Below are 11,010 nucleotides of genomic sequence, written 5' to 3'. Positions count from 1 at the left end.
CTTCGGTATGCTGGCGCCCTTTCCTGAATCCGTCGCCGCGAGCGCACTGCCGATGAGCCTGTTCCGCCCCCGCATGCTGCTGTCCGTCGCCCTGATCGGCCTGCTGGCCGGCTGCGGTGGCGACCCGGTCCGCCCCACGCCGCCGCCGGCGCCGACCGTGGTGCCGCAGGCCAAGCCGGTGAAGATCGGTATCGCCCTCGGCGGTGGCGCAGCCAAGGGCTTCGCCCACATCGGCGTGATCAAGATGCTGGAGGCCAACGGCTTCGAGCCGGCCGTGGTGTCCGGCACCAGCGCCGGCAGCGTCGTTGGCGCGCTGTATGCCAGCGGCATGGACGCGTTCCAGATGCAGAGCAAGGCGGTCGCGCTGGACGAAGCCAGCATCCGCGACGTGCGCCTGTTCTCCGGCGGCCTGGTGCAGGGCCAGAAGCTGCAGGACTACGTCAACGAGCAGGTCGCCAACCGTCCTGCCGAGCGCCTGAAGAAACCGTTCGCCGCGGTCGCCACCCAGCTGGAAACCGGCGAACGCGCGATCTTCGTGCGCGGCAATGTCGGCCAGGCCGTGCGCGCGTCGAGCAGCATTCCCGGCGTGTTCGAGCCAGTGAAGATCGGCGGTCGCAACTACATCGACGGCGGCGTGGTCAGCCCGGTGCCGGTGGATGCCGCGCGCCAGCTCGGCGCCGACTTCGTGATCGCCGTGGACATCTCCAGCAAGGCAAGCGGCAAAGCGCCGACCGATATGCTGGGCATCGTCAACCAGTCCATCTCGATCATGGGCCAACGCCTGGGCGAGCAGGAACTGGCGCGCGCCGACATCGTCATCCGCCCGAAGGTGCTGGACATCGGCGCTGCCGATTTCAGCCAGCGCGGCACCGCCATCCTGGAAGGCGAAAAGGCCGCAATGGCGGCGATGCCGCAGATCCGCGCCAAGATCCAGCAGCTGCAGCGCGCACGCGCCGCCGCGGCGGCACCGGCGCCGGTGGCCGCGCCGAAGTGCGAGGAAGCCTCGCGCCTGGGCAAGCTGATGGGCCGCAAGGACAAATGCTGACGGCGTGATGCCTGGCCACCGGGTTCGCCCGGTGGTCGCTCAGGGCTCCAGCTGCGAGAGCGGCAGTGCCTGGAAGCCCTTCACCGTGCGCAGCACGAAGCTGGAGTTGGCATCGGCCACGCCACCGGCATTGAGCAGGCGGTCCAGCAGGAAGCGCGAGAAGTGCTCCAGGTCGCGCACGTAGACGTGCAGCAGGTAGTCCATGTCGCCGGTCAGCGCATGGCAGGCCACCACTTCATCCCAGGCCTGCACGCTGTCGACGAAGTGCCCGATCGCGGCCTGGTCGTGCTTTTCCAGCTGCACGCGCACGAAGGCCTGCAGGCCCAGGCGCAGCTGCCGTGGTTCCAGCCGCGCGCCATAGCCGACGATGACGCCCTCGCTTTCCAGCCGCTGCAGGCGCCGCAGGCAGGCCGAGGGCGAGAGATTCACCCGCGTTGCCAGCTCGGCGTTGGTGGCGCGCCCATCCCGCTGGATTTCAGCCAGCAGACGTATATCCGTGCGATCGAACTGGACTTCTCCGGCCATTGTTGCCCCGCAACATGGTGAGTACGCAAGGATATTGCGCCAACAAGGCCAATCGACGCAACTTTTGCAACCCTGTTGCGCGCGCCCTGCCCTAGCATCGTGGGTATCTCATCCCGGAGTGCCCCATGGACCTCGCCCAACCCCGCCGCGTCGAACACCAGCAGACCGACAAGGGCTACGTGCCGGTGTATACCACCGCGCTCGTCGAGCAACCGTGGGACACCTACAGCGCCGACGACCACGCCACCTGGAGCACGCTGTACCAGCGCCAGCGCGAACTGCTGGTCGGCCGCGCCTGCCAGGAATTCCTGGATGCGCAGGACGAGATGGGCATGAGCGCGCACATGATTCCGCGCTTCGACCAGCTCAACGAAGTGCTCGGTGCCGCCACCGGCTGGACCCTGGTCGGTGTCGAAGGCCTGTTGCCGGAACTGGATTTCTTCGACCACCTGGCCAACCGTCGTTTCCCGGTGACCTGGTGGATCCGTCGTCCGGACCAGATCGACTACATCGCCGAACCGGACCTGTTCCACGATCTGTTCGGCCATGTGCCGCTGCTGATGAATCCGGTGTTCGCCAATTACATGGAGGCGTACGGCCGTGGCGGCGTCAAAGCACACGCGATCGGTCCGGACGCGCTGCAGAACCTGACCCGCCTGTACTGGTACACGGTGGAGTTCGGCCTGATCGATACGCCCGACGGCCTGCGCATCTACGGCGCCGGCATCGTGTCGTCGAAGGGCGAATCGCTGTACTCGCTGGAATCGGCCGCGCCCAACCGCATCGGTTTCGACCTGCAGCGGATCATGCGCACGAAGTACCGCATCGACACCTTCCAGAAGACCTACTTCGTCATCGACAGCTTCGAACAGCTGATGCAGGCGACCTCGCCGGACTTCACCCCGATCTACGCCGCGCTGGCCGATCAGTCGCATCTGCCGGCGGGTGACGTGCAGGAAGATGACCGCGTGTTCCAGAAGGGCAGCGGCGAAGGCTGGGCCGACGGCGGCGACGTGTAAGCACGCGCAACCTGCCAATGAAAACGGCGCACTCCGGTGCGCCGTTTTCATTGATGCTTGCCTGCACTGCTGCTGCGGTGCAGGCGAGGGCAGGGCAGTCAGCCGTCCACCGCCCGGCAGGAACCGCGCACCATCAGCTGTGGATGCACACTGGCCGCAGCCGGCGCATCCGGCACGTCGGTCTGCACCAGCATCGCAGCGGCCATGCGGCCGATGTCGGAGACGTGGCGGCGCACCGAGGTCAGCGGCGGCCACAACCGCGACGCCAGCGGGCTGTCGTCGTAGCTGACGATCGACAACTGCTGCGGCACCGCGATGCCCGCACGCAACGCCACCTGGTACACGCCAGCCGCCATTTCATCGTTGCCGGCGAAGATCGCACTGGGCCGTCCTTCGCCCATCAGCAGGCGCTCGGCGGCATGCACGCCCGACTCGAACGTATCGCCTGCTTCCAGCACACGCTCACCCGGCAGGGTCAGCCCCACCTGGGCCAGCCGATCAAGGAAACCATGGGTACGCTCGCGTGCGGTACGGCGGTCGCCCGGACCGGTAATCACCGCAATGTCGCGGTGGCCGAGCGAGAGCAGGTAGCCCGCCGCAGCGGCTGCACCGTCGCGATCGTGGGTGACCACCACCTGTGCTTCGTCGTCAGAGGCATGCGCGTTGATGCGGATGTAGCGGCATTCGATCTCGTCGAGCATTCCAGTCAGCGCCACCGACTCGGAGGCGCGGGGGCCAAGGATCACGCCATGCAGTTTCTGCTGCTGCACGAAGCGCCGCACACCCTGCGCGCAGTCCGCGGACTGGCTGTCGCAGGGATGCACCACCAGCTCATAGCCGGTGCCGCGCAGCGCTTCCAGTGCGCCCTGCTGCAGGTCGACGATGCATTGGGCGCCCGGGTCGTCATACACCAGGCCGATCAGGAAGGAGCGGCGGAACGCGAGCCCGCGCGCCAGGGGGTCGGGCACGTAACCGACCTCGCGCATCAACGCCTCGACCTTGTCGCGGGTGTCTTTGCGCACCAGCGGCGAGTTGTTGATGATTCTTGAAACCGTTTTCTTGGAAACTCCCGACAGTCGTGCGATGTCGTTGATCGTGGCAGCCTTGCCCTTCGATGCCGGCAACGCGGCATCGCTAATAATTCGCACTGACATGTATAGAACCAGGTAAGTCGGAGAATTCTAGCCTTGCGCCGTTGGGGCGCGAAGTTGCGGAATGTCGCAGCGAAGATGGATCGCGTCGTGTTCGACCGCTTCTGCTCCGCGAGGTTCCATTGTGATCGCTCTACTTGATGTGCATCTGAACCGTTCTTCCGCGCGTGTTCACCATGAATGCGGGCGCGACGCGCGCGAACGCCAACATTCCCTTAACCAGGCTCCGCTACAGTCGGGGCATGGACCTGCAGACTTCTCCGTTTCCGGCGTTCCGTGGCCGCGATCGGTTGATCGCCGCCGTCGACGCGGCGATGACCTCCGGTGATGCCGGGCGCATCACCGCCGATCTGCAGTTGGCACTGCAGGACGCCATCGCAGACAGCCGCATCGAACTTCCCGAGTGCGTGCATCGTCCGGTCGGTGATCATTACGCGCGACGCCCGCTCTACCACAGCCGCGAACACGGCTACAGCGTGATTGCCATGAGCTGGGGCCCAGGGCAGGGCACGCCGCTGCACGACCACGATGCCATGTGGTGTGTGGAGGGAGTGTGGTTGGGCGAACTGGAGATCACCCGCTATGAACTGCTGGAGCGCAACGGCGAGCGCTGCCGCTTCCGACGGCATGCCGCGCTGCGCGGGGGCTGCGGCAGTGCTGGCAGCCTGATTCCACCGCATGAGTACCACACCCTGCGCAATGCCAGCGACGCGGCCCTGGCAATCTCGGTGCATGTGTATGAGGCACCGATGGAGCGGGCCGCGGTGTTCGATCCGCTCGGTGGTGACTGGTACCAGCGTCGCATCCAGGCACTGCAGGCCGACCCGGCCTGAGCGGGGGGCAGGGCGGGGCACCACCAGCACCCTCGTGAGCCACGTGGCATCATGCGCCGCTGCGCTGCCGGACCCGGCGGCGATCCGCGATGCCCCGTCGGGCAAGGAGCAAGACCATGTCCAGCGCTGATCCGCGCCTGCGCGCGCTGTTGAAGCTGGCACCGGTGATTCCGGTGTACACCCCCGAAAATGTGAATGAAGCGGTCGAAGTGGCCCAGGCACTGTTCCGCGGTGGCCTGCCGGTGATCGAAGTGACGCTGCGCACGCCGCAGGCACTGGATGCAATCAAGGCCATGGTCGAGGCCGTGCCCGATGCCGTGATCGGCGCCGGCACCGTGCTCAACGCCGCACAGATGCAGGCGGCAAAGCAGGCCGGTGCGCGTTTTGCCGTTTCCCCCGGTGCCACGCCGGCGCTGTATGCCGCCGCGCGCGATGCCGACCTGCCGTACCTGCCCGGTGCCGCCACCGCCTCGGACCTGATCCTGGGCCTGGAGCACGGCCAGGACACCTTCAAGTTCTTCCCGGCAGTGCAGGCCGGTGGCGCCGCACTGCTGGCCGCCTGGCATGGCCCGTTCGCCGATGTGCGCTTCTGCCCGACCGGCGGCATCAGCGCGCAGACCGCGCCGCAGTTCCTGCACCTGCCCAACGTGCTGTGCGTGGGCGGTTCGTGGCTGACCACCCCGGCGCTGCTGCAGACCCGCGACTGGGATGCGATCGAGCGCCTCGCCCGCGAGGCTTCGGTACTGGCCGGCTGAACCTGCTGCAGGAATCTTCAAAGGTTTGATCGTGATCAAAGCGCCGGCCTCGCGCCGGCGTCATTCTGTGGGCAAGCGCACTACGGAGATCCGAACATGAATTCGACCATGAAGGCCGCTGTCGTGCGCGAGTTCGGCAAGCCACTGGTGATCGAGGAAGTCTCGGTACCACGCCCGGGGGCGGGCGAGGTACTGGTCAAGATCGAGGCCTGTGGCGTCTGCCACACCGACCTGCACGCCGCCGAGGGCGACTGGCCGGTGAAACCGAACCCGCCGTTCATCCCCGGTCACGAGGGCGTGGGGCACATCGTGGCCGTGGGAGGCGGGGTAGGGCACGTCAAGGAAGGCGACAGGGTCGGCATCCCCTGGTTGTACTCGGCGTGTGGCCATTGCGAGCACTGCCTGGGTGGCTGGGAGACGCTGTGCGAAACGCAGCGCAATACCGGCTACTCGGTCAACGGCGGCTTCGCCGAGTACGCACTGGCCGATGCCAACTATGTCGGCCTGCTTCCGAAGGAAGTGGGCTTCGTCGAGATCGCGCCGGTGCTGTGCGCCGGCGTGACCGTCTACAAGGGCCTGAAGGTTACCGATACCAAGCCAGGGGACTGGGTGGTGATTTCCGGCATTGGTGGCCTCGGCCACATGGCGGTGCAGTACGCCCGCGCGATGGGCCTGAACGTGGCTGCGGTGGATGTGGACGACAGCAAGCTGGCATTGGCCCGGCAGCTCGGCGCGCAGATCACTGTCAACGCGCGCACCACCGATCCCGCCGCCTTCCTGAAGAAGGAAATCGGCGGCGCGCACGGTGCGCTGGTCACCGCGGTTTCGCCGAAGGCGTTCGAGCAGGCACTGGGCATGGTCCGCCGTGGCGGCACCGTCTCGCTCAATGGCCTGCCACCCGGCAATTTCCCGCTGGACATTTTCGGCATGGTGCTCAACGGCATTACCGTGCGTGGCTCGATCGTCGGCACCCGGCTGGACCTGCAGGAATCGCTGCAGTTCGCCGCCGAGGGCAAGGTCGCGGCCACGGTCAGCACCGACCGCCTGGAAAACATCAACGAGGTGTTCGCGCGCATGCACGCGGGCACCATCGAAGGCCGCGTGGTGCTCGACTTCGCCGCCTGACCGCCTGTGCATGGCCGTCGTCGCTCCGTTCCCCTCTCCCACGGACGCGGCGGCCATGCCTATCCATCGGTAGGGCCGGCCGCTGGCCGGCATCCCCAGGCACTTCGCGCAGCCGTACAATGCGCGCATGCCCGGCCTGCTCAAGACTCTGTTCCTGTCCCTCATCGCCCTGATCGGCGGCGTGCTGTCGCTTGCGCTGGTCAGCAGCGTCGCCAGCTGGCTGCCCCCATTGTTGGGCCTGTCACCGGACAGCAACAGCGTGCAGCTGGGATGGGACCTGGCCTTCAGCGTGCTCGGTGGCGTTGCCGGCATTTCCTTCGCCACCTACTACGCGCCGTGCTGGCCGCGTTCGCATGGCTTCTCGATCTGGTCGCTGATCGCACTCGGATGCGGTTACGCGATGTGGACCGCCGGCGCGGATTTCCCACTCTGGTTCGTCATTTCGCTGCTGGCGTCACTGCCGCTGCAGCTGTTGGCCGGCTGGTGGTTCGGTCGCCGCGCGTCGCGCGATCCGCGCTGAGCGCATCCAGGTAGTGCCGGCCGCTGGCCGGCAACCTCGGCCATCCTACAGTTGCCGGCCAGCGGCCGGCACTACCGCTTCAGCGACGGCAGCGTCTGCTTCAACCGTTCAATGCCCTGCCATGGGTCACCCTTCAGCCGCTTGGCACGCGCCAGCGCCTTGGCCATCGGAAACGCGTCAGCCGCGCTCACCCGGGCCAGCTCTTCCCAGCGCAGCGGCACCGCCACGCCCGCACCATCGCGCGCGCGCAGCGACCACGAACAGACGCTGGTGGCCCCCCGCGTATTGCGCAACCAGTCGATGAAGATGACGCCATTGCGCTTGGCCTTGCTCATCGTCGCCACGTAGCGATCAGGCTGCTCCAGCGCCATTGCCTGCGCGAACGCCTCGCAGAACGCCTTCGCCTCGTCCCAGCCTGCCTTGGGCTGCAGCGGCACCACCACGTGCACGCCCTTGCCACCGGACAGGCGTACGAAGCTCTTCAGGCCCACCTGCTGCAGGCGGTCACGCACATCGCGTGCACCGGCTTTCACCTGTGCCCAGCTCACGCCTTCGCCGGGATCGAGATCGAACACCAGGCGATCCGGATGCTCTGGATCGATCACGGTCGCGCCCCACGGATGCAGCTCCAGGGTGTTCATCTGCACCAGCTGCAACAGGCCCCGTGCATCGTCGATATAGACATAGTCCTCGCGGCCGCTCTTCTGTTGCAGCGGAACCGCGTGCACGGCATCGCCCAGGCCGGGACCGTGGTGCTTCTGGAAGAAGCAGGCCTTGCCCACGCCGTCCGGGCACCGGAGCAGTGACAGCGGACGTCCGGCAAGTTCGGGCAGGATCCAACGCGCCATGCGCTGGTAGTAGTCGGCCACGTCGCCCTTGCTCAGCTTCTCCTTTGGAAACACCACCCGCTCTGGATGAGTGATCAGGACCTCGCCTCCGGCTTCGATATCGGCTGTGCTCATACCCAGATCCTCCTTCTGCTTGTCGCTGCGCAGCCGCTTGAAACTGGCCTGGCGCAGCAGGCCTTCCTTGCCCCAGCCACGGAATGCCACCTCCGCCACCGTCACCGGTTTCACCCAGCGCACGCTGGCGGCACGGAACGGCACATGCGCTGGCAGCTGCAGCACCGGTGCATTCACTGCCAACGGCTGCAGTGCCTTGAGCAGCGCGCGCAGGCTATCGTCGTCGAAGCCGGTGCCAACGCGGCCCACATAGCGCAGGCCAGCCTTGTCCGGCGTGGCCAGAAGCAGCGAACCAAATCCCACCCGGGAACCCTTGGGTGCCGTGTGGCCGACAATCACGAACTCGTCGGTGTCTTGGTGCTTCACCTTCACCCAGCTGCGCGCACGCGTGTTCACGTAGGGAGCATCCACCTGCTTGCTGACGATGCCCTCGAAGCCGGCCTCACCGCTGGCATCGAATACCTGCGGTCCGTGGTCGATCACGTGCTCGCTGAAGGCCAGGGTGCCGGGCGCTGGCCCGATCAGATCCTTCAGCAATGCCTTGCGTTCGAGCAAGGACGAACGGCTGATATCCGCACCGGCCACACCCGGAAGATCGAACACGATGTAGCGCAGCGGTTGTTTCGAACTACCGTCGATCACCCGCTGCAATGCCGCAAAGTCACTGCGTCCTTCCTTGTCCAACACCACCAGCTCGCCATCCAGGCGCGCATCGCGCAGCGGCAGCGCCTGCACGGCCTGCACGACCTCGGGAAAATCCGCCGTCCAGTCCAGGCCGTTGCGGGAGCGGAGCTTCACCTCGCCATCGTGCAGATCGGCCAGCAGGCGATAACCATCCCACTTGATCTCGTGCAGCCAGCGCGCGCCGTCCGGCGCGCTGTCGCGATGATCGGTCAACTGCGGTTTGAACGCGCGTGGATAGGGCGTATCGCGTGCACCGTCCAGTTTCAGCGCGCGCGCATGCCAGCGCGCATCAGCCTTGCGTGTGGTCGTGCGTGCGGCAGGTGCAGCACGCGTCGCCTTCTCTGCGGAACGCTTCTTCGCCGCAGGCGCTCGTTTCGGCATCGGTGCCGTCAGCAGGTCATCCGCTTCGGCATCGCGCGCTTCCTCGTCACCGCGCTTGATCAGCAGCCACTGCACCTGACGCCCTTTCATTGCCGTACGCACCAGCTTCCAGCCACCGGCCAGGCGTTGCCCGTGCAGCACGAAGTCGATCTTTCCAGCCGCCAGCGCCTGCAGTGGATCACCTTCACAGGCCCAGGTGCCGTGATCGAAGACATCCACGTGGCCAGCACCATAGTGACCTTCAGGAATGTTTCCCTCGAAGCCGGCGTAGGACAACGGGTGATCTTCCACTTCCACGGCCAGCCGCTTCTCACCGACGCGCAGCGAAGGCCCCTTCGGCACGGCCCAGCTCTTCAGTACACCGTCCATTTCCAGGCGGAAGTCATAGTGACGCGAGCTTGCATGATGCAGCTGGATGACGAAGGTCGGCCGCCGCTTCGGATCACCGCGTGCGGGCGTGTCGTCAGGCTCCGGCGTCTGTCCGGCGCCACCACCCAGTCTGCGCTTGCGCCGGTACTGGTGCAGCGACATGGTTCAACCTGCCTTGCGCCGTGTGGTCTTCTTTGCGGCCTTTTTGGTGGCCTTCTTTGCCACCTTCTTCGCCGGTGCCTTGCGCGTTGCCGTCTTCTTCGCCGGCGTGCGCTTGTTCGCGTCCAGGCTCTTCTGCAGCAACGCCATGAAATCCACCACATTGGTGGTGGCATCTTCGCGCGGTGCGGGCTCGTCTTCCACCCGGGTAGTGCCGCCCTTGGATTTGATGCGCTTGTTCAATACCAGCTGCAGACGCTCGCGGAACTCATCGTGATACTGCGAGGGATCCCAGTCACCGGCCATTGACTCGATCAGCTGTTCGGCCATCGCCGTTTCCTTGCTGGTGATGCGATAGTCGGACAGTTTTCCGGTGGGCAGCTTGTAGTCCTCGGGATCCACCAGCTCCTGCGGATAGCGCAGGATCATCAGCACCAGCGCGTCCTGCTGCGGCATTACCGCGCACAGGTACTCGCGCGTGCGCACCACCACCCGCGCGATGCCTACCTTGCCGGTACTGCGCAGCGTTTCGCGCAGCAGCACATAGCCCTTTTCGGCCTTCTTGCCGGGTACCAGCAGATACGGTTTCTCGTAGTAGCGTGGGTCGATCTGCGCCGCATCCACGAACGATTCCACTTCCACCGCTTCGTGGCTTTCCGGCGCCGCCGAACGGATATCGCCTTCCTCCAGCACGACGTAGCTGCCCTTGTCGTACTCGTAGGCTTTGACGATGTCCTTCCACGGCACCTCCTCGCCGGTATCGGCGTTGACCCGCTCGAAGCGGATCGGCTTGCGGTCACGGGAGTCGAGCATGCGGAACTGCAGATCGACCTTGCGTTCGCCGGACATCAGCGACACCGGCACGTTGAGCAGGCCAAACGACAGCGTGCCGGTCCAGATCGGGCGAGCCATGGGTGCACCTTTGGCGGGGCAGGGAGCCCAGCGTGGGCCGGAGGGCGTAAACCAGCCGTGTCCGTGCCGTGCACGTGGGTTCTACGGAACACGGTAGTGCCGGCCGCTGGCCGGCAACCAAAGCACACCTGAGCGTGTACGCAGAACCCCTGCGCTACTGCAGCAACGGCCTCACCGCTGCCGCCGGGATATGGTCCAGTGCGCGCCACGCATCTTCCACCACCGGCCGCGCCTGCGACCAGCTCAAGCGCGAGTGCCCACGCATCTGTTCCCAGTGCTCGGCCAGCTCCTCGCAGGTATCGGCGGCGTCACCGCGCGGCCAGTCGGCGGCATGCGTGGTCAGCGCGAAGGCGTAGACCGGGCAGAGGTCACGCCAATTGCGATGGCTCTGGCCACGGCGCTCTTCGTAATCGCTCAGCATGTACTGCAGGTAGTCCTGCGCCACCGCCTGCGGGTCCTCATGGCGACGCGTGCGGCGCTGAGCTGTACGCTGGCCGAGCGGATCGAGCAGGGCGTTGAACACGGACGGTGCGGGTCGTTCAAGACGGGGCATGGCCGGCTCCTGCAGCG

Annotated in this window: 11 protein-coding genes; 6 read left to right on the top strand and 5 right to left on the bottom strand. The window is 66.2% G+C overall.

Annotated elements, in window-relative coordinates; translation table 11 throughout:
- Positions 1 to 52 precede the first annotated feature (52 nt).
- On the top strand, positions 53 to 1,045 hold the full coding sequence (locus DI041_RS20880; protein ID WP_019337382.1) for a patatin-like phospholipase family protein: 993 nt from the start codon (positions 53 to 55) through the stop codon (positions 1,043 to 1,045).
- A gap of 39 nt (positions 1,046 to 1,084) precedes the next feature.
- On the opposite strand, the gene DI041_RS20875 is transcribed toward DI041_RS20880, so the two are convergent.
- Entirely contained in the window at positions 1,085 to 1,570 is a 486-nt protein-coding gene (locus tag DI041_RS20875) for an Lrp/AsnC family transcriptional regulator (RefSeq protein WP_046985032.1), read from the bottom strand.
- Positions 1,571 to 1,695: 125 nt separating this feature from the next.
- Between DI041_RS20875 and phhA the strand changes: the two genes are divergently transcribed.
- Positions 1,696 to 2,589, top strand: coding sequence for a phenylalanine 4-monooxygenase (gene phhA, locus DI041_RS20870; RefSeq protein ID WP_136640052.1), 894 nt, complete (start codon positions 1,696 to 1,698; stop codon positions 2,587 to 2,589).
- 98 nt (positions 2,590 to 2,687) lie between these two features.
- On the opposite strand, the gene DI041_RS20865 is transcribed toward phhA, so the two are convergent.
- Positions 2,688 to 3,743, bottom strand: coding sequence for a LacI family DNA-binding transcriptional regulator (locus tag DI041_RS20865; protein ID WP_136640053.1), 1,056 nt, complete (start codon positions 3,741 to 3,743; stop codon positions 2,688 to 2,690).
- Positions 3,744 to 3,982: 239 nt separating this feature from the next.
- Between DI041_RS20865 and DI041_RS20860 the strand changes: the two genes are divergently transcribed.
- From DI041_RS20860 to DI041_RS20845, 4 genes are all read left to right on the top strand, one after another.
- On the top strand, positions 3,983 to 4,573 hold the full coding sequence (locus DI041_RS20860; protein ID WP_046985035.1) for a cysteine dioxygenase family protein: 591 nt from the start codon (positions 3,983 to 3,985) through the stop codon (positions 4,571 to 4,573).
- Between the two features lie 116 nt (positions 4,574 to 4,689).
- The gene (eda, locus tag DI041_RS20855; RefSeq protein WP_136640054.1) at positions 4,690 to 5,328 is read left to right on the top strand and encodes a bifunctional 4-hydroxy-2-oxoglutarate aldolase/2-dehydro-3-deoxy-phosphogluconate aldolase; all 639 of its coding nucleotides are present in this window, start codon (positions 4,690 to 4,692) and stop codon (positions 5,326 to 5,328) included.
- Positions 5,329 to 5,424: 96 nt separating this feature from the next.
- Positions 5,425 to 6,453, top strand: coding sequence for an alcohol dehydrogenase AdhP (gene adhP, locus DI041_RS20850; RefSeq protein WP_046985037.1), 1,029 nt, complete (start codon positions 5,425 to 5,427; stop codon positions 6,451 to 6,453).
- Positions 6,454 to 6,580: 127 nt separating this feature from the next.
- Complete coding sequence (locus DI041_RS20845; protein ID WP_136640055.1) at positions 6,581 to 6,973, top strand: hypothetical protein; 393 nt, start codon at positions 6,581 to 6,583, stop codon at positions 6,971 to 6,973.
- Positions 6,974 to 7,044: 71 nt separating this feature from the next.
- On the opposite strand, the gene ligD is transcribed toward DI041_RS20845, so the two are convergent.
- The 3 genes from ligD to DI041_RS20830 all read right to left on the bottom strand — a co-directional run bounded on the left by ligD (position 7,045) and on the right by DI041_RS20830 (position 10,993).
- Positions 7,045 to 9,531, bottom strand: a complete 2,487-nt coding sequence (gene ligD, locus DI041_RS20840) for a DNA ligase D (RefSeq protein ID WP_136640056.1) — start codon at positions 9,529 to 9,531, stop codon at positions 7,045 to 7,047.
- A 3-nt stretch (positions 9,532 to 9,534) separates the two neighbouring features.
- Entirely contained in the window at positions 9,535 to 10,440 is a 906-nt protein-coding gene (ku, locus tag DI041_RS20835) for a non-homologous end joining protein Ku (protein WP_136640057.1), read from the bottom strand.
- A gap of 154 nt (positions 10,441 to 10,594) precedes the next feature.
- Entirely contained in the window at positions 10,595 to 10,993 is a 399-nt protein-coding gene (locus DI041_RS20830; protein ID WP_004132921.1) for a hypothetical protein, read from the bottom strand.
- Positions 10,994 to 11,010 lie beyond the last annotated feature (17 nt).

This window comes from Stenotrophomonas maltophilia, from assembly GCF_004920835.1.
In the GTDB taxonomy this organism is placed as follows: domain Bacteria; phylum Pseudomonadota; class Gammaproteobacteria; order Xanthomonadales; family Xanthomonadaceae; genus Stenotrophomonas; species Stenotrophomonas maltophilia_AQ.
Note: the sequence above shows the minus strand (reverse complement) of the source record. Positions and strands in the feature narration are given on the sequence as shown.

Excerpts from the sequence above, each read along its gene's own strand:
- DI041_RS20880 (WP_019337382.1), top strand. The coding sequence starts at position 53 with ATGAGCCTGTTCCGCCCCCGCATGCTGCTGTCCGTCGCCCTGATCGGC.
- DI041_RS20875 (WP_046985032.1), bottom strand. The coding sequence starts at position 1,570 with ATGGCCGGAGAAGTCCAGTTCGATCGCACGGATATACGTCTGCTGGCT.
- phhA (WP_136640052.1), top strand. The coding sequence starts at position 1,696 with ATGGACCTCGCCCAACCCCGCCGCGTCGAACACCAGCAGACCGACAAG.
- DI041_RS20865 (WP_136640053.1), bottom strand. The coding sequence starts at position 3,743 with ATGTCAGTGCGAATTATTAGCGATGCCGCGTTGCCGGCATCGAAGGGC.
- DI041_RS20860 (WP_046985035.1), top strand. The coding sequence starts at position 3,983 with ATGGACCTGCAGACTTCTCCGTTTCCGGCGTTCCGTGGCCGCGATCGG.
- eda (WP_136640054.1), top strand. The coding sequence starts at position 4,690 with ATGTCCAGCGCTGATCCGCGCCTGCGCGCGCTGTTGAAGCTGGCACCG.
- adhP (WP_046985037.1), top strand. The coding sequence starts at position 5,425 with ATGAATTCGACCATGAAGGCCGCTGTCGTGCGCGAGTTCGGCAAGCCA.
- DI041_RS20845 (WP_136640055.1), top strand. The coding sequence starts at position 6,581 with ATGCCCGGCCTGCTCAAGACTCTGTTCCTGTCCCTCATCGCCCTGATC.
- ligD (WP_136640056.1), bottom strand. The coding sequence starts at position 9,531 with ATGTCGCTGCACCAGTACCGGCGCAAGCGCAGACTGGGTGGTGGCGCC.
- ku (WP_136640057.1), bottom strand. The coding sequence starts at position 10,440 with ATGGCTCGCCCGATCTGGACCGGCACGCTGTCGTTTGGCCTGCTCAAC.
- DI041_RS20830 (WP_004132921.1), bottom strand. The coding sequence starts at position 10,993 with ATGCCCCGTCTTGAACGACCCGCACCGTCCGTGTTCAACGCCCTGCTC.